We start from the raw sequence: 18,855 nt of genomic DNA, 5'->3' as shown, positions 1-18,855 counted from the left end.
TGTTAAATTTTTACTAAAAAATTCAATTTAAGTTACTAATTTCGTGAAATAACAATTAACACTAAAACGATTACAATGAAAAAATTAATTTTAAACATCGCATTGGTATTGGCACTTGTTGTGTCTGTAACATCATGTAGAGAAACTAAAGAAGGAGCTGAAGAAGCTGGAGATGCTGTTGAAAATGCAGCTGAAAAAGCTGGAGATGCTGTTGAAGACGCTGCAGAAGCGACAGGAGACGCTATCAAGGAAGGTGCTGAAGCTGTAAAAGATGGTGCTGAAGATGCTATGGATGCTGCTGGAGATGCAGTAAAAGAAGGTGCTGACGCAGTAAAAGAAGGAGCTAAAGACGCTGTTGACGGTGTAAAAGATGCTGCAACTGATGCTGTAGACAAAGCCAAAGAAGAAGGATCTAAAGCTTTAAACGACGCTGCAGACAAATTGAAAAAAGATAACTAATTTAATAGTTGCCTAGATAAAAAAAGCCCGATAAACATCGGGCTTTTTTTTGTTTTATCATAGTATTAACTTTTAACACAAGTAAGACTCTTTTTTCTTTTAATTGTTTACTAATCTATTTTCAATTACAGCTACTGAGTGTAATTCGGTATTTAATAAAGAGCAACTTTGGTTAATAACTGCTATTTCTGTAGTTAAAACTCCATCCCTTTTTATTAAATAATTTTTATAAAATCCTGAATTGCTATTATTTTTAATTAAAAAACCTCCTTTAGCTATTTCCTTAAAATTCGTTTCGAATTCTTTGATTATAGATTTCTTCAATACAGATTTATCTCCTTGTTGAACTAAAAACCATTCCTTTTTAGAGTCGTCGAAATAAAGCCTAGTAAATACCCATATATCTTCATTACTTATAAATTTGTAAACGAAAAAATCATATTTATAATTCGATTTATAAAATTCATTTAATTCTTCTTTAATCAAACCACTGAAAGTGTTTATTTCCTTTTCAAGACTCTGGCTATCATTTACATATTCAACTTTATCTTTTGTTTTGGATCATTGACCTTGTAAAGAATAAAAATTTAACAGCTTATAATTGAATTAACTTAAGTCTATTAACAAGTTCATCAAATTCACCATATTTATCAAATGATCTTATTTTAATGACATTGCCATTATTTAAAGATATACTAATCTCGCCATAGCTTGTCCACTTCATTTTTACTTTAATTTTTTTTATATCTTTTATTTTGATTATTGTTTTATCATTTATCACTAATTCTTCTTTGTTAAATAAAATCACAAATGGAGTAATGGCTTTTTTTTTTAACAAGTTAAAGAGTAAAAAAGATAAAATAAGTATGCCAATTATGATACTGTTTTTTTTATTTGAAACTGTAAATATTGAAAAAAACAAAAATGTAAAAGCGAAAGTAATTAACAGCGAAACCCCAATAATAATATAGTAATTAACTAAATTTAGACCCTTAAAGTTAAATATTTTCACTTCTCCCATTATTAATTTCCATTAATTATTACTGTATCTCCTCCTAAACTAGATTTTATTCCGTCAAGTGCTCCCTCTCGCTAGTGCCACAACACACTAAAACGTTATAGTAAATATACTCTATTTTAAATACGCTCAAAACCAAAAAGCCGCAACTTACATTACGGCTCTTATTATTATTTATCTATTAGCACAAGCGAGACGTTTGCACCAGAGAGGGAGTCTTACTTTTTATCAACTAGAATGCAAATATCATTTGGAATATATACAATCATGTTATTATTCTTATTTACTTTCGTTATAAAAACTGAATAATGATAGCTAGATTCGGCTGGATCCCTAGTCAATTGATTAGGAGTAGGTTTGTCCATCTCTAAAAGAATACATGCCATTGTTTTATGTTCTTTTTTAAAAGTATCAAATGTGACTTCTTTAAATTGAGTTTCAAAAGAAGTGTTCTTTTCAAAATAATAAAGTTTAGAACCTAGTTTTAAAATTGCCGAATAAATTGTTGGCATTTGCTTATCAAAAAATTCAACCAGATTAATTTCGGTATTTTTAATCAGTTCAATATTAGAAAAAAATTCCTTTCTTGATTTTAATATGAATTCCATTTCGTTATTAAAATAATGTTCTGCCTCTGTCTTTGAGTTGTTTTTCTCCCAACTCTTTATAATGTAATCTTTGAATGTCACTTCAAGTCTCCTTTCAATTTCAGATTCCTGACCTTTGCAAGAGATAAAGGATATTAAAGTAATTGATATAAAAAATATTTTCTTAATCGAATTCATAACTGAATTTTTACTAAATATAACGTTTATTCTAAAAATCATTCCTTTTTATTATAATTTAATCTATTCTTATATATTTCTCCACCATAAACATCTTTTGATATACCTGGGTTTGGAGAAACCCTATTTCCATCGGAACCATAATAACGACTATTTCCTTTTAAATCTATAATTCTAGATTTCTCATCTCCGTAAAGAGTTAACTCACCATTAATAATATCAGCACCAACTCCATAATGAGTTCTTAAAGGAATACCACTTTCTGCTCTAATCATATTTTCAATATGAGTAGCATAAATTTCAGAATCAGTAATTTTATCACTACCATCCATATACCATAAACTATTAGTTGCTTGATATCCCCTTGTGTTTTTATCTCGTCTATGTGCCAATTCATGACCCAATGAAATATAAAAATCTGAACCTATCACTCCCTCAGCAGTTGGTGTTAGCGTTTTGTCATTAAGATTTAATGAAACTATCTCATTTGTTTCTTGATTTTTTTTGCCTTTTTGTATAGTTACATTGTATTTACTTCCTGAAAAATATCTTACTAAGTCACTTCCTGTTTTACCACTACCTTCTAATTTACTTAAAGTATTTACTGCCTTATCAACAAAATCAACATCCCCATCAAACAAATCTCCTTTTGTGATATTACCATTTTTATCTTTCGTATAATTATAGGCTTTTCCGTTTTCGTATAATACAGAATTAACTTGATCCCCATTATCATCCATAATACCAACAAACACATAATCACCATTTACATCAATAAATCGAATAGGGTTGTTAAAAGTGTATTGATAAGGAGTCATATGCTCATATTTTTCAGAAAACCTATCAATATTCATAAACCTTCCCAAACTAGCATCATAATTTCTAGCACCATAATCATACCAATCTAATCCAAGCTCATCTTGAAGTTCCTTTCCATTATAAGTTTTCTTAAGCGCTGGATTGGTAGAAGTGACCACATTATTATACCCTTTATGTTTAAGTCCAAAAGGATAATAGTTGTTTTCTTCTAAAACCTCAGAAGCATTAACACTACCGTTACTGTTACTATCTGTGTAAGACAGTCTAATATTACCTAAGTGGTCTTTGTATTGAAATATATAATTATACCCACTCCCTTCTCCAGAACCATAAGGTTCTATATAACCTTCAGGATGAGAAAAGAACTTTAACTCCTCGTTTGAGCCAACCTGCTCATAAATATAATTACCTGCATAAACAGTAGTGGTAGTTCCGTTAGAAGCATCAACTACTTGCTTAGATAATTTCACGCCAGTGGCATCGTACACATAATGTATAACGCCGCTTTGAGTTCCAGCGACATATATGTTAGTAGGTAGATTCAAATGATTATAGACTATAAGGCTTATATCTTTGTTTTTATCTTCAATCATGTTACCATTATCATCATAAATATAGTCATTCCCTGTGGAATTTCCATCTATAAAACCTTCATTTTGTTGATTGGATACCAAATCTTTAACTTTAGTAAGTTGGTTTCCACTATAGGTATAAATAAGATCGTCAAAGACAGCTGTTTGCCCAGTTCGTTTTAAGCTCATAATATTGCCATTCTTATCATATTTAAGCCCAGAAAGGTGATACCCATTAGCCTGAGCGTATCCTGAACCTGTATTTATGGCCATCCCGGCAGATTCTATTCTATTTAATGCATCATACTCATAAGCATAGCCTCTACTTGTGCCTGCCGCATCGTTAGCTGTTTTCCATAGGGTTTCGCTAATATTTCCATTAAAGAGCTGGGCATTTCCTTGATTAAGCTCAGTTGTATTGTAATTAATTTTAAAGGCAAATAGATCGTTTCCTATGGCAACAGGATCATTGATATGTGTGAGCCAACCTCTTATATTATATGTATAATCTACATGCTGCAACGGAGACGCTTCTGTGTTTCCAACTGCCTTTTCTTCTAATTGCCCTAGCTCGTCGTACGTATTTTTAACAATGAGTTGCTCTGCTTCTCCAGTAATTTGGTGCTTCTGAGTTTTCATTCTGTTGGCATGATCATAAGTATATCTATCTGTCGCTATAATAGCTGCATTGGAGCCCTTTTTATGATAAACTTCAATTTTTGTTGGGACGCCACTAAAATCAATTTCAGACTTAGAACTATCTGTCGTATTTAAATAAGCATTTTCACTACCTGCAAATACAGGCTGCCCCTTGTCGTCATAATAACTAACCGATGTTATCCAATCACTGGTACCTAATACTCTCACCAAACTACCTGTTGCAAGCCCAATTGTATTATTGGTTATAGTTTGTGAAAATACCGAACTAGGATTTGAAAAGGCGTTTGTTAAGCTAGAATTATAACCGTCGTAATAGTTTACAGTATGCAACACTAAACTTGGTGATACTGGGAACACATCATTTGAGTAATAAATAGCAGTACCATCAACAGTTATTGGACTCCCTATTGAATTCACCGATTGATCATAGGCTTGCTGATTATTACTTGTATTTTGTAAACTCTTTCGGGTTGCCGTACTGCTATAAGTTCCGGTATAAGCTACACGATCAAATTTGTCATACCTCGTAAATAGCCACAACTTTGGGTTCTGATTACGTAAATAGGCATCTTGAGTTAAAATGGGTCTGTCTAGTTTATCATATATTATATATTCCCATCCTTTCTGCGGAATTTTCTTCTCTATTAACCTGTTTTTGTCATCATAATGGTATTGATAACATAAGTCATCAAGTATCGTTAGACTTATAATATTACTAGGAAGAATCGCATCGATAGACTCTTCTACACTAGTTACATTTCCGCTACCAGCTACAAATAAAAATCCATCTTGAATAGAAACCGTATAACTCCCATTAGCTATGGTACCTATAATCATGTTAGGAATGGTTTCCGAGAGTTTAAAAATCGCTCCATTTTTTAGGTCGATAGCGGTGTTAAATCTAATATCGAAAGCTACTTTTATTGTATTACTCATGGCATTAACGGTAACCTCTACTGTTCCATCGCCACCAGTTATTGGTTTTCCAAATTTATCTGTTGGAATAAAAACATCATATTTAGCCAAATCGGTAAACGACTTATAAGACGTAGATTTTAATAAAAGGTCTATCCCTTTAGGTGTTAACACATAAGTTAGGTTTCCAAAGTCGTCATATACATAATGAGTATTATGAGCTATTGCCTTAGAATCATAGGTGCGTTTTAAAATAACTTGCCCTTTAGTATTAGTAAACTCTTCTGTTGTATGGGCTTTAGGATAGGTTTGGTTAGGCTGCCAATTTTCATCCTTTGTTACCATTTTATAAAGTTCATGAGCTTGATACTCACCAGCATAATATAACTGTGGCTGTTCTGTATCTAACGTTGGAAAATTAACCTTAAAAAACTCTACACGGCTCGAATTGGTTTGATAATTAAATTTTATCGTATGATCGGTATCAGCTCCTGTATCTACACGCCAATCAGCTCCTGGAGCTCCTTGCTCCATTACTCTGTTTAATGGCGACTGCTCAAATCGCTTTTGAGAATACGCATTTACATCTGATAACGTTGCCCAGTTCTCCTCTGTATATTTTGACTTATAATAGTTCTCTTGATTTAAAATAAGGTTAGTCTGATCCAGAAAATTAAGAGCATTAGATCCCGTTAACATTGTTATGGTGGGTAAATAATTCTTTTCTTGCCTTCCAATATGGTCATAAACAACTGGCGTAACTATATGCTCCTTATTACCGCCTGCCTGCTTTGCAATGGTTTGTTTTACCCTACCTAATCCGTCAAAATAAGATATCGTTTCTATCTTATCATCATCTGTTAAAGGAATTATACTTGCTTTTTTAAATATACCATCTGTCGTCTCTACTCTATAAGAGGTAGATTTTACATAATTCTCTGATGCTGTCTGTGCCAATACTAAAGATGACACTAAAGTAAATGCTAATGTAATTAGTGATGTTTTCATTGTGTTTTGTATTAGTATTGGTTCTTGTAATTGTATTCGTTCTTAGTAAGGATATTTCCATCTTTATCTTTGACATGATCTAATCGACCATAATCATCATAATAATAGGTCATCAAATATTCTCTAGCATCGGTCATTTTTGTTATACCTATCATTGGATCGTATTCATAAACTGAAATTTGAGCACTTGGAAAATTGGATCGTAAATCTGTAATCTGCTGAGTGGTTAAAGCATCTGCTCCTGCATCAAAATTATTACCTAAAAGGGTTTCTATCTCTGAAACGGATACACCTACAAGTTTTGCTACCGGAAATGTGTTGTGGTATCCCCAAATGTAGCTTATAGGTACACCTTCCGTTTTATTTACCTCTAAAGGATTCCCAAACGAATCATAGGTATTGAACTCTATACGTGAGGTAAAGGCTCCTGTGCCTTTTGACACTTTAATTATTTCTGGAAGCACTAAATCACTCTCAAATTCTTTATAATAGGTATTGGTTTGGGACAGTTTTAAATTGTCTTTAAAACTTTCTACGGCAACAACCTCGTTAATCTTATTAAGGTCCTCGAGACGTGTTAGCATAGCCTGATCATTATAGTCTGGAGCCGTATCCCCAACTGGATAGTAATATTTAGTCTTTAATTCTTCAGAAACTCCGTTAATTATCCCTACAACACGCTGCTCACTTAATTGAAGGTTTTCGTCGTTATAATTTAAATGCTTAATCGTTTTAACTGAAGATTGATTGCCATTAGAATCGTAAAAATAATTGGTAGTATCTGTCTGTAATAACTTAACCCATCCCGATTCAAAAACAGTAGGTAATTGACTTATTCCACCTCCACAGTTTTGAAAATACAAGAGGCATTTTCCGTTAGAACAATTTGGTACTAATTCTGGCTTGGGTTGCGTATCTCTAAACGACTCATAAGTGTCATAGAATTGCATGTATTCACAGAAATCACCTTTAAATATATACCTTGAAGTAAATACTGGAGTTTGGTCAAAATCATAATAGTGATTTCCTTGGTCATCGTGATTTCGAATGCGTTTCAATATTCTATGATCCTTGTCATATACTTCCTGCTCCAAGAGTAGCCCTCTCTTATAATCTAGGTTCTCTTTTGGAGCTGCATGTGGTAGATAAAAAGTTGAGGCTCCTGATGGAAAATCGTAAGCTGATGTAAAACTATATCGTGTATAACCATTATTCGTTTCAGATACTTTAACATTACGATAGCCAACATATGACCCTTGAGACAATTCTACATTGACGCCCTTTTCAATAACTTGATAGGTTACTGTTTTGTCTGTAAATGATGTTGGACTATTATATTCTGTACCAAATAAATATTTTTTAGTATTGTGAACATAGCTACGTTCCAAGATATCTTCCTTTGCATCAATCACGCCAGATGAAGGTAAAACAGCGCCTAAGCCTCCTGTTCCTGGCTGATTATAACTATAAGTGATTCTCTTTTCCGAACTAAGTGTCGTAGGGTTATCATTAAAAGTAATTTCCTTTATTCTAACACCTCCTCCTATCATTTCCTGATCTGGATTAAGATCTGCAACTACATAGTCTATACTTGTTGTCCCATAGATATCAAAAATCTCATTTAATATAACACCGCCAGATCCTCCATATCTAAACTTTAATTGGTAAACACCAGCAGGCACATTCTTTACAATACGACAAACATCTCCTAATTCGATAAGCCCGCTATAACTCGTTCCATTTTTAACCAGTTCTAATCTATAATTTGACAATTGACTTGCAGTAGCCGTAGTTCCATTTACCAGATGCGAAGAAATATAAATATCTTGTTCAAAACCTAAAGTAACGGTATTAACCGTAATTGGTAGTGTACTTGATTGACTAGGATGGTTATAACTAAAGGCTAATGGAAGGTCATTATCACTCGACGAATTTCTTGGGTTTTTCATATAATCATCATAACCCATTGACTGATCACCATAGAAAGCATAGGTATTGTGTTCAAAATCAAACCTTTTAACGCCTCCTGTTGGATATTCTATAGCAGTTAGCAATCCTGTTTTAATTTGATCATCATCAAAAGTTTGAGGCCCTCCACAGGCCAAGGTCGTAGAGCCTATTCCACTATAGTAGCCCCAAGGACCACTTTTGTAAGAATCAAAACCAGGCAAACTCGCTCTATTGTAATAACTTAAATTATAATCATGACTTATGGTTCCAGCTTTCTCGGTAACTTTCAATAACCAAAGCCTATGAGATATTGGTGTTGTTAAAAAATCGGTTGTTGTATCATATTCTAAAGTATAGCGCTTATATTCAGAGCCATCTGGTGCTTCTATTCTAATATTCTCTAATTTGGCTCCGCCTGTTTCTGGATGTGAATCATTGGGTTTAACATCAAAATAAACTTTGGTTAAATCTCTAAACTCTATAGACGCTAGTTTTTGTGTAGGTGTAGTAACATTTATATAGGAGATTATATTCTCTGGTTTTAAAACTCCAACATTATAGGGGTTTTGAAGCATATTGTTAATATTACCCTGAATCGCTATAATATCATTATACGTTCGAGATACCGAAGCCACATAATTCTCTAACTCGGTACTATAAGTTAATGTAGCCAAGACCATATTATTACTACTCTTTATAGATGTTAAGTGCCATGCCGTATTAACCGTATAATCTGAACTCGCTCCTGAAGCAGGTACACTAATAACACCGCCTTGAGGTGTTGAACCTACAAAGGGACTTGTTGTGGATGTTTCAACCTGATTAAAAATATATTGATACCCTTTAGTATCTGTTATTGTAAATCCGCTTATGACATAGTTTGTATTATAACTAAAGGTAATATCGAAATTCTCATTCTTTGAAATTAGTTTAGGAGTTGGAATTCCGCCTTCCATAACAATAACAAATCTTCCAGAATAGTTTAAAAAACTGAACTGATACAAATCTACATCAGTATCATTCTTATTGGTACTACTACCAACAGAATTCCAATTAAATCGCTTTTTATCTTCAATGGAAAGATTATCATAATTCCAAAATTCGGGGAGATGAAGCGCGCCTTTCTTATCATTGGGTGTACTCTCATCTGGAATTCCTCTTACGGTTCTAGAAACCGAACCTCCAGCCATAAGGGACCAACTGGTTCCTGTCCAACCCGATCTATTATTTATTTGAACCCCTTGGGTATTGTAATTTAAAGACATATTCATCCCTAAATCACCAGCCAATACTTTAGAATAGATTGGAATTGAAATATTGGGTTGCCCTGTGTAATAACTTACAGGTACTTCTTCAAACTGCATCAAATTAGCTACAGTGGGAGAAGGTGGAATGACTTCTGGGAGTTCTTGTCCAAACATCATCATGGACATCATAACCGTTAGAACGGTTAAAGCGGGAGCTACAAAATTTTTCATCGAAATTAGATTTAATGGTTACTTAAAAACAAAATCAATAGCCTGATTTGAGAAAAGACTGTAACTGAATTTGTTAACTATTTTATGGTCATTAAATCTAGTGACTAAAAAAGGACTTCGATTGGGGGTTTTGCTTTAAATGTTAAAGGTTTTTGCTTTAAATTTCAATGATTTATATCATTTGAGAAGCAAACTTCCAACACTTTTGAAAACAAAAAAGCCGAAACTTTCGTTTCGGCTTTTCATCTGTACTGAAGACGGGACTTGAACCCGTACGTCCTAATGGACATTGGATTTTAAGTCCAACGTGTCTACCAATTCCACCACTTCAGCTTGGTATATTTTTAAGATGTAGAGCGAAAGACGGGATTTGAACCCGCGACCCTCACCTTGGCAAGGTGATGCTCTACCCCTGAGCTACTTTCGCATTATAGCAATTATTTAAATGAACGTTTTGTTGTAATTGCGAGCGCAAATTTAAGACTTTTCTTAGAAATGCAAAGCCTTTTAATAAAAAAAATACACTTTTTTTATGCACGCTTCTTTTTCAGCAACATACGTTTAATTTCATTGAGTTTCATAAGCGCCTCAACAGGTGTTAGTGTATCAATATCTGTATTGACAATCTCTTCTTTTATCTGCTCTAATAATGGGTCATCTAAATTAAAGAAACTCAATTGCATCTCATTATCTAAAGTTTTCACCTTATCTGTTAATTCTTCACTAGAATGTGATTTCTCCAGTTGCTTTAATATCTTATTGGCACGATGAATAACTTGCTGAGGCATACCAGCCATTTTTGCTACATGAATTCCAAAACTATGCTCACTACCTCCTTCTACCAGTTTTCTTAGAAATAACACATTATCCTTTAATTCCTTTACAGAAACATTAAAGTTTTTAATACGCTCAAATGTTTCAGACATTTCATTCAGCTCATGATAATGCGTAGCAAATAACGTTTTTGCTTTGCTTGGATGCTCATGTAAATATTCACTTATAGCCCAAGCAATAGAAATTCCGTCATAAGTACTTGTTCCACGTCCGATTTCGTCTAGCAATACCAAACTTCGGTCTGATATATTATTTAAAATAGATGCCGTTTCATTCATTTCAACCATAAATGTCGATTCTCCCATCGAAATATTATCACTGGCTCCTACTCTAGTAAAAATCTTATCGGTTAATCCAATAGTTGCCATTTCCGCAGGAACAAAACTACCCATTTGAGCCAATAAAACAATGAGTGCTGTTTGACGCAAAATTGCTGATTTACCCGACATATTTGGTCCTGTTATCATGATAATCTGTTGCCGCTCTCGATCCAAATACACATCATTAGCGATGTAAGATTCGCCATGAGGTAACTGCTTTTCTATAACAGGATGTCTACCATTTTTAATATCTAATTCATAACCATCACCAAGCACTGGTCTTGTGTAATTATTATCGGTTGCCAATTGCGCAAAACCTGTAAGACAATCCAATTGCGCTATTAAAGCCGCATTGTTTTGAACGGGTTTAATAAACTGACCTATCCAATGTACCAACTCAGAGAAAAGCTGCTGCTCTATTAATAAAATACGCTCCTCAGCACCTAATATTTTGGTTTCGTACTCTTTAAGCTCTTCGGTTATATAGCGCTCTGCGCTCACAAGCGTTTGTTTTCTTATCCATTCTTCAGGAACTTTATCTTTGTGCGTATGACGTACTTCAATATAATAACCGAATACATTATTTGATGCTATTTTAAGCGAGGTGATTCCTGTACGTTCGCTCTCACGCTCCAGCATTTTATCTAAATAATCTTTTCCTGAAGCCGAAAGATCTCTCAATTCTTTCAATTCTGTAGAGAATTCAGATGAAATCGTCTGACCTTTTAAAATATTTACTGGTGCGTCTTCATTTAGCGTCGCTTTAATACGTTCACGCAAAGTCTCGCAAGCATCCATTTGCTCTCCTAAGTGCTGTAAGGCTTTATTTTTTGTTTGAACTGCCAAAGCTTTTATTGGAACAATAGCTTCTAAGGCATTTTTAAGCTGAACAACTTCTCGAGGTGTGATTTTTGCTGTTGCCACTTTCGAAATAAGACGTTCAATATCTCCAATTTGTTTGAGTTGATGCTGAAACTTTTGACGTAGCTCGGCATCTTCTTTAAGATATTCAACGACATCATGTCGTTGTTTAATTTTCTCGCTATTTACTAGCGGTAAAGCCAACCAACGCTTAAGCAATCTCCCGCCCATTGGAGAAATCGTTTTATCTATAACATCTACTAATGTCACGGCGTTCTGATTCGTAGAATGGTATAACTCTAAGTTTTTAATAGTAAAACGATCCATCCACACATGTTCTCCTTTAGACAAACGTTGAATCGATGTAATATGCTCTAATTTATGATGTTGGGTTTCATTCAAATAATGCAAAACAGCTCCTGAAGCCACAATACCTTCATACAAATCATCCATACCAAATCCCTTTAACGATTTGGTCTTGAAATGTTTGAGTAGCGCCTCATTGGCATAATCGTCTTGAAACACCCAATCTTCCAAATAAAATGCATGAAAGTCGGTTCCAAAAGCATCATTATACTTCTTTCGATTAGGCTTAGAGACTAGCACTTCACTCGGTCTAAAATTTTGAAGCAGTTTATCAACATACTCCTCATTACCTTGAGATGTTAGAAACTCTCCCGTTGAAACATCAAGAAATGATACGCCTATTGTTTTTATTCCAAAGCAAACAGCGGCTAAAAAATTATTAGTTTTAGAATGTAAAATATCATCATTGAGTGCGACTCCTGGTGTAACAAGCTCAGTAACACCACGTTTTACAATGGTTTTAGTTTGTTTAGGATCTTCAAGTTGATCACAAATAGCCACACGCTCTCCAGCTTTAACCAGTTTTGGTAAATAGGTATTTAAAGAATGGTGCGGAAACCCAGCCAACTCTGTTTCTGTTGGGCTACCTGCGCCTCGTTTGGTTAAAATAATATCTAAAATTTTAGAGGCCCGAACCGCATCCTCACCAAAGGTTTCATAAAAATCACCAACTCTAAATAATAATAACGCATCAGGATATTTAGCCTTGATGGTATTATACTGCTTCATTAACGGTGTTTCTTTTTTTGCTTTTTTTGCCAACGGATTTATCTTTTTTAAATAGTATTTTTGTCAAAACTGTAAGACTGCTAAAGTACTTATAATTTGAAGTTTTATAAAGCGTAAAACCTATAAGTTATTTACAAAAAGCATAAGATTTTAACATGCGAAAACTAAAAAACAGCGAACTAGACCGATTAAACATCGATGAATTTAAGCACGCAAAAAAAACACCATTAATAATCGTCCTTGATAATATTAGAAGCTTAAACAATATTGGCTCAGTATTTAGAACTAGTGATGCTTTTTTGGTTGAAAAAATTTACCTCTGTGGTATTACGGCAACGCCACCTCATAATGACATCAGAAAAACAGCATTGGGTAGCACTGAAACCGTAGATTGGGTCTATGCCGAAAACACTTTAGACGTTATTAACATGCTTAAATCTGAAAACGTCAAAACGATTTCCATTGAACAAGCTGAAAAGGCAACCATGCTCAACACTTTCCAACCTGAAATGAACCAGAAATATGCACTCATTTTTGGCAATGAAGTGAAAGGTGTGTCTCAAGACGTTGTTGACGCCAGTGATATTGTGATTGAAATCCCACAATTTGGAACAAAACATTCATTGAACATATCAGTAAGCTGTGGTGTGGTTGTTTGGGATATGTTTAGTAAGCTCTTAAAACCCTAAAACAATTGGCTAAAAAAAACAAAACGCCTTGGCCAACAAAAGATGTCATGAATCAAATTTATGAAGCTCATTTATGGGGCGGAAAGACGTTTGATTTTTATTCGGGAGAAGGTTCTCATAATCCAAAAATCACAGAACCATATTTAGAAGCTGTAATTTCTTTTCTAAAATCTCACAACAACAAGTTAACAGTTTGCGATTTAGGTTGTGGCGATTTCAATATAGGAAAACACCTAACCAGTTATACCAAAACATATATTGGGGTTGATATTGTAAATAGCCTAATTGAAAGAAATAAAGATCAATTTAAAGAAGATCATCTCGAGTTTCATTGTTTAAATATTGCAGAAGACCAACTTCCAAAAGCAGACTGTGTTATTATAAGACAAGTGCTTCAACATTTATCAAATGCCGAAATTCTAAACATTGTAAAAAAACTAAACAATTATAAATACATCATTTTAACCGAACATATTCCATCGAGAACATTCACGCCAAATAAAGATATCATCTCAGGACAAGGGAATAGACTAAAACATCAAAGTGGTGTTAACTTATTGTGCCCGCCATTCAATATAAAAAATCGCGAAGAACGTATTTTAAACACTATCACGACAGACGAAAACAAGAGTGAGATTAGGACAATCCTTTATACGCTTAAAACAAATAATTAAGCACTTCTTATCTTTAAATAGTAACTCAAAATTTAGGCAGTATCAGCGTCGCAAATTTCACCAAGTAACCATAAATAATCGCTGCGATTATTAACAAAGTCTTTATCTGAAATATCAATAATCTTTACATTGAGTTCTGATTGATTTTTCAAAAACTCTAAATATCCAGAATTAATTTTCTCCAGATATTCATCGTCAATGTTTTGTTCATAATCCCTACCTCGCTTCCTAATATTCTCTTGTAAACGTTCTGTATTTTGATAGAGATACACATACAACTCTGGCTTAGCGATATCTTTATACATTAAATAAAATAACTTACGGTAGAGTTTAAACTCATCTTCTGGTAAAGTAATCTTAGAAAAAATAAGCGATTTATAGATATCATAATCGCTAACGATAAAATCTTTAAACAAATCTAATTGCGACAAATCATCACTTATTTGCTGATACCTGTCAGCCAGAAAAGACATTTCTAAAGTAAAAGCATAACGCTGGGGTTCTTCATAAAACTTGGGAAGAAATGGATTATCTGCAAAACGTTCTAAAATAAGTTTAGCATTAAAATCACTAGAAATCTGATGTGCTAAACTCGTTTTTCCTGCGCCAATATTTCCTTCAATCGCAATGTAACTGTAGTTCGAAAAATTAAACTGTTTAGATGGGTTTTTTAACCAAATTTTAATGGTCTCTAAATCGCTTTTATCTTCACACTCCTCCAATAATTCTTCGGTAGTTTTTTTTAAGTTAGGATGTTCAAACTTCGATGCTAAATCCCTAAGTGGTTGCAGTACAAATTGTCGATTTTGAAGTTCGGGATGCGGAACAATCAGATGGTCTTGATTATAAGTTTCGGTATTAAAATACAAGATATCTAAATCTATAGTTCTAGATTCATAGGTTTCAGACTTCGTTTTTTCACGACCTAATTTGGTTTCAATATGTTGCAATTTACTAAGTACAGTTGCAGCATCACATCTGGTTGAAATGAAAACACAGGTATTCAAAAAATCGGCGCCTTCAAACCCAAAAGCTGGCGAATTATAGACCTTAGCAATACCATTGACAGTACCAATTTCAGAGAAAATTAAATCCACAGCATCCTGCAGATATTTTAATCTGTCACCTTTATTGCTACCAAGAGCGATGTAAACGTGGTTAATAGAATTCATATTGAGTTGTCAAAATAATGAAAAGAAAATCACTTTGACGTATATTTACGGTAAGTTTTTATTCACAATTTATGACCTTAAAAGACAAACTCGCTGCCCAACGTATTTATTTATTTTTAGCCGCACTTTTTATTACGTCGTTAGTGGTTTCTAATCTTATTTTTCAAAAGTTTTTTTATTGGTATCCAGTTGATGTAGAAATTTTTGGTGCGAAACTTTTCGAAATTTCAGTCGGTATTTTACCTTACCCAATTACCTTTTTAATAACCGACTTAATTAGTGAGATCTATGGAAAGAAACGCGCTAACCAAGTTGTAGTTGCCGGTATTTTTGCTTCGCTATTCTCATTACTAATCGTTTATGTGTCTAATGCTGTACCCGCCACCTCTTGGTCTCCTGTAGGAAACGAAATGTTTTCTACTGTTTTTGGTAATACCTCTATTGCTGTCTTTGCAAGTATGATGGCCTATTTATTAGCGCAATTCGTAGACATCCAAATTTATCATTTCTGGAAACGTCTCACTAAAGGCAAGCACTTATGGTTACGTAATAATTTCTCTACGTGGTTATCTCAGTTTGTAGATACTATGACCATTTTATTGTTACTGTGCTCTTTTGATATTATTGCTTGGGAACGATTTAGCGGATTATTAGTTGCTGGATTTCTTTTTAAGGTACTGGTTGCTTTGTTTGACACTCCGTTTTTATACTTAGGTGTCTTTCTCTTTAGAAAACGTTTTAACCTAAAAGTAAATGAAGAAATTGAACTCATTTAAACATCAAATGGGTTAAAGTTTTATTAAACTTTTGAATGAATAAGACTTAAACTATATTCTGTACGTATATAGACTACAAAACAATCACATGAAGAAAGCTCTAAAGATTACAGGAATAACATTACTCATCATATTTTTCTTATTAATTGCCATTCCCTTTGCATTTCAAAACCAGATAAAGGACATGGTGAAAAACTTTATCAATGAGAATCTAAACGCCCAAGTTGAGTTTAGCGATGTAAGTTTAAGTTTCATAAGGAGTTTTCCTCAAGCACACGTGAGTGTAGATGATTTGGTAATTACAAATTACAAACCTTTTGAAAACGAAACCTTCGCGACAGCAAAAAATATAGCCTTTACAATGTCTGTGAAAGAATTGTTTAAAAACACAAACGACGATCCCATTGTTGTAAATTCTATTGCCATAGATCAAGCGCTTTTAACACTAAAAACAGATCCTTTAGGCAATAACAATTATGACATTACCAAGGAAAAAGACAACTCTACCGCAACGACAGATTCGGAAAACGGTTTTGCTTTCAATATTGAAGATTACAAAATTAATAATAGCGCTTTTACATTTTTAGACGAAAAATCTAATACGCAAATTTATATTTCTGAACTTAACCATTCTGGCAACGGTTCCTTTTCAGAAGAAAAATCTGAGCTCGACACGCATACTACAGCCCATGTAAGCATGAGTATTGATAGTACTCAATACCTGAATCAGAATACCATAAAACTCGATGCTCTTATTGGACTTAACCTAAAAGAACAGACATATACATTTATGGAAAACAAAGGGTTTATCAATCAACTTCCTCTCGTTTTTGATGGCTATATACAGCAATTAGAAGACGGACAGGATATTGCTATTACTTTTGAAAACCCAGAATCATCGTTTAAAGATTTTCTGGCAGTCATACCAGAAGCATACTCGAAAAATATAGATAACGTAGAAACCTCGGGCGATTTCAAAGTTAATGGTACCATCAAAGGAAAAGTAACAGAAACAACAATTCCTCATTTAGATATAAACATCTCATCTAACAACGCATCGTTTAAATATCCCGATTTACCTAAACGCGTCAATAATATTACCATTAATACGGCAATAAAAAATACCACAGGAAATTCTGACGACACCTATATAGACATCAAAACCCTCAACTTTAAAATTGACAATGATGTCTTTAAATCTAGTGCTCAAATACGAAATCTTGCCAAGAACATGCTTGTTAGCGCCTATGTCGATGGCACTTTAAATCTTGCTAATTTAACCAAGGCTTACCCTATTGAATTAGACAAACAACTAAGTGGTATATTAAAAGGAAAACTCAATACGTCATTTGACATGAATGCCATTGAAACCAATGCTTATCAACGTATTAAAAACACAGGTAGCGTTAGTATAAGTGATTTTGTTTTTTCTTCGGAAGACATTGTAAATCCCATTCAAATTAATAATGCGAATATGACCTTTAATCCAGGTAATGTAAAACTTAATAGCTTTGATGCAAAAACAGGAACAAGCGACTTTAAAGCAACCGGTACGATTAAAAATTTATTAGGTTTCCTATTGAGCGATAAAAATCTGCAAGGACAGTTTAATGTAAATTCTAACACTTTTGTGGTGAGTGATTTTATGGTTGAAGATGAAACCGCCAGTCAAAATTCTAACAAAACAACAGCTGATAGCGAATCACTCAAAATTCCTGATTTCTTAGACTGCACAATTAATGCTAATGCAAAAACTGTAGTCTATGACAATCTTACACTAAAAGACGTCAACGGGACCTTATTAATAAAAGATCAAGAAGCCGATTTAAAAAATCTAACGTCGAGCCTATTTAATGGGGTTATGGCACTAACAGGAAAAGTATCTACTAAAACCGATATACCAGTTTTTGATCTTAATTTGGGCGCTGAAGATTTTGATATCTCTCAATCATTCAAAGACTTAGAATTGTTGCAAAATTTAGCGCCTATTGCTAAAATTTTACAAGGAAAACTCAGCACTGTAATAAAGCTGCAAGGAACATTAGATCATGAATTTACACCAAATCTAAACACAATTTCGGGAGATGCTTTTGCAGAATTATTAACATCTAACATTACACAAAACGAAGCCATACTAGGCAAATTAAGTAACGCTTTAAAGTTTATTGATTTCAATAAACTCGATTTAAAAGCTCTTAAAACCAGATTAGATTTCTCTAATGGAATGGTTAACGTAAAACCATTTAATTTGAAATATGACGATATTGATATTGTCGTGTCTGGATCACATGGTTTTGATAAAAGTTTGAATTATAACCTTGTCTTTGATGTTCCTGCAAAATACTTAGGTAGTGATGTAAACCAATTAATTGGTAAAATAAATGACCCCGAAGTTAACACTATTACCATTCCTGTATCTGCAAATATCACAGGAAGTTATACCAATCCTCAGGTACAAACAGATTTAACTAGTGCAGTTTCAAATTTGACTAAAAAGCTATTTGAAATCCAACAAGAAAAACTTTTAAATCAAGGAAAAGATAAAATCAATGATCTCTTAGGTGGTATATTAGGTGACTCAAAAAAGGACACCCCAAAAAATTCTCCCGAGATAAAAAACGATACAACTAAAACAACCGATCCATTAAAAGAAGGTGTTAAAGATTTATTGGGAGGACTTCTAAAAAACAGAAAGAAAAAGAAAGATACGGTCAAAAACTAACAGCAAACCGCCCAATTCGTTAAAAAAAGACTAAAAATTAGTCGATTT

Annotated in this window: 12 protein-coding genes and 2 tRNA genes; 5 read left to right on the top strand and 9 right to left on the bottom strand. The window is 33.6% G+C overall.

From position 1 onward, the window contains the following. Nucleotides 1-75: 75 nt before the first annotated feature. A complete protein-coding gene (locus Q0893_RS06935) occupies nucleotides 76-459 on the top strand; it encodes a hypothetical protein (RefSeq protein WP_298900321.1) in 384 nt (127 codons plus the stop codon). Nucleotides 460-558: 99 nt separating this feature from the next. Here Q0893_RS06935 and Q0893_RS06930 read toward each other — a convergent pair whose 3' ends face one another. The 8 genes from Q0893_RS06930 to mutS all read right to left on the bottom strand — a co-directional run bounded on the left by Q0893_RS06930 (nucleotide 559) and on the right by mutS (nucleotide 12,807). After that, on the bottom strand, nucleotides 559-945 hold the full coding sequence (locus Q0893_RS06930; RefSeq protein WP_299273774.1) for a hypothetical protein: 387 nt from the start codon (nucleotides 943-945) through the stop codon (nucleotides 559-561). Nucleotides 946-1,054: 109 nt separating this feature from the next. Beyond that, complete coding sequence (locus Q0893_RS06925; protein WP_299273771.1) at nucleotides 1,055-1,480, bottom strand: hypothetical protein; 426 nt, start codon at nucleotides 1,478-1,480, stop codon at nucleotides 1,055-1,057. 215 nt (nucleotides 1,481-1,695) lie between these two features. Then, complete coding sequence (locus Q0893_RS06920; RefSeq protein ID WP_298900324.1) at nucleotides 1,696-2,262, bottom strand: hypothetical protein; 567 nt, start codon at nucleotides 2,260-2,262, stop codon at nucleotides 1,696-1,698. A gap of 38 nt (nucleotides 2,263-2,300) precedes the next feature. Then, the gene (locus tag Q0893_RS06915; protein ID WP_299273766.1) at nucleotides 2,301-6,236 is read right to left on the bottom strand and encodes a DUF6443 domain-containing protein; all 3,936 of its coding nucleotides are present in this window, start codon (nucleotides 6,234-6,236) and stop codon (nucleotides 2,301-2,303) included. Between the two features lie 11 nt (nucleotides 6,237-6,247). Further along, nucleotides 6,248-9,664: a hypothetical protein gene (locus Q0893_RS06910; RefSeq protein ID WP_298900327.1), complete on the bottom strand. Its 3,417-nt coding sequence runs from the start codon at nucleotides 9,662-9,664 to the stop codon at nucleotides 6,248-6,250. Nucleotides 9,665-9,913: 249 nt separating this feature from the next. After that, nucleotides 9,914-9,997, bottom strand: a tRNA-Leu gene (locus Q0893_RS06905). A 22-nt stretch (nucleotides 9,998-10,019) separates the two neighbouring features. Continuing rightward, nucleotides 10,020-10,091, bottom strand: a tRNA-Gly gene (locus tag Q0893_RS06900). Between the two features lie 103 nt (nucleotides 10,092-10,194). Continuing rightward, on the bottom strand, nucleotides 10,195-12,807 hold the full coding sequence (gene mutS, locus Q0893_RS06895) for a DNA mismatch repair protein MutS (RefSeq protein ID WP_299273763.1): 2,613 nt from the start codon (nucleotides 12,805-12,807) through the stop codon (nucleotides 10,195-10,197). Between the two features lie 122 nt (nucleotides 12,808-12,929). Here mutS and Q0893_RS06890 point away from each other — a divergent pair, with 122 nt between their 5' ends. Both Q0893_RS06890 and Q0893_RS06885 read left to right on the top strand, forming a co-directional pair. Continuing rightward, entirely contained in the window at nucleotides 12,930-13,463 is a 534-nt protein-coding gene (locus tag Q0893_RS06890; protein ID WP_298900352.1) for an RNA methyltransferase, read from the top strand. A 5-nt stretch (nucleotides 13,464-13,468) separates the two neighbouring features. Further along, nucleotides 13,469-14,137, top strand: coding sequence for a methyltransferase domain-containing protein (locus tag Q0893_RS06885; RefSeq protein WP_299273758.1), 669 nt, complete (start codon nucleotides 13,469-13,471; stop codon nucleotides 14,135-14,137). A gap of 32 nt (nucleotides 14,138-14,169) precedes the next feature. Here the strand turns inward: Q0893_RS06885 and folK are convergent, their stop codons facing one another. Further along, nucleotides 14,170-15,309 carry a 2-amino-4-hydroxy-6-hydroxymethyldihydropteridine diphosphokinase gene (gene folK, locus Q0893_RS06880; protein ID WP_299273755.1) on the bottom strand — a complete coding sequence of 380 codons (1,140 nt, stop codon included), beginning with the start codon at nucleotides 15,307-15,309 and terminating at the stop codon, nucleotides 14,170-14,172. 71 nt (nucleotides 15,310-15,380) lie between these two features. Between folK and Q0893_RS06875 the strand changes: the two genes are divergently transcribed. Both Q0893_RS06875 and Q0893_RS06870 read left to right on the top strand, forming a co-directional pair. Continuing rightward, a complete protein-coding gene (locus Q0893_RS06875; protein WP_298900355.1) occupies nucleotides 15,381-16,085 on the top strand; it encodes a queuosine precursor transporter in 705 nt (234 codons plus the stop codon). Between the two features lie 88 nt (nucleotides 16,086-16,173). After that, nucleotides 16,174-18,807 (top strand): AsmA family protein, encoded by a 2,634-nt coding sequence (locus Q0893_RS06870; protein ID WP_298900356.1) that lies wholly within the window; start codon nucleotides 16,174-16,176, stop codon nucleotides 18,805-18,807. Nucleotides 18,808-18,855 lie beyond the last annotated feature (48 nt).

The organism is uncultured Psychroserpens sp. (genome assembly GCF_947494225.1).
Classification (GTDB): domain Bacteria; phylum Bacteroidota; class Bacteroidia; order Flavobacteriales; family Flavobacteriaceae; genus Psychroserpens.
This window is presented reverse-complemented; position numbering and strand designations above follow the sequence as displayed.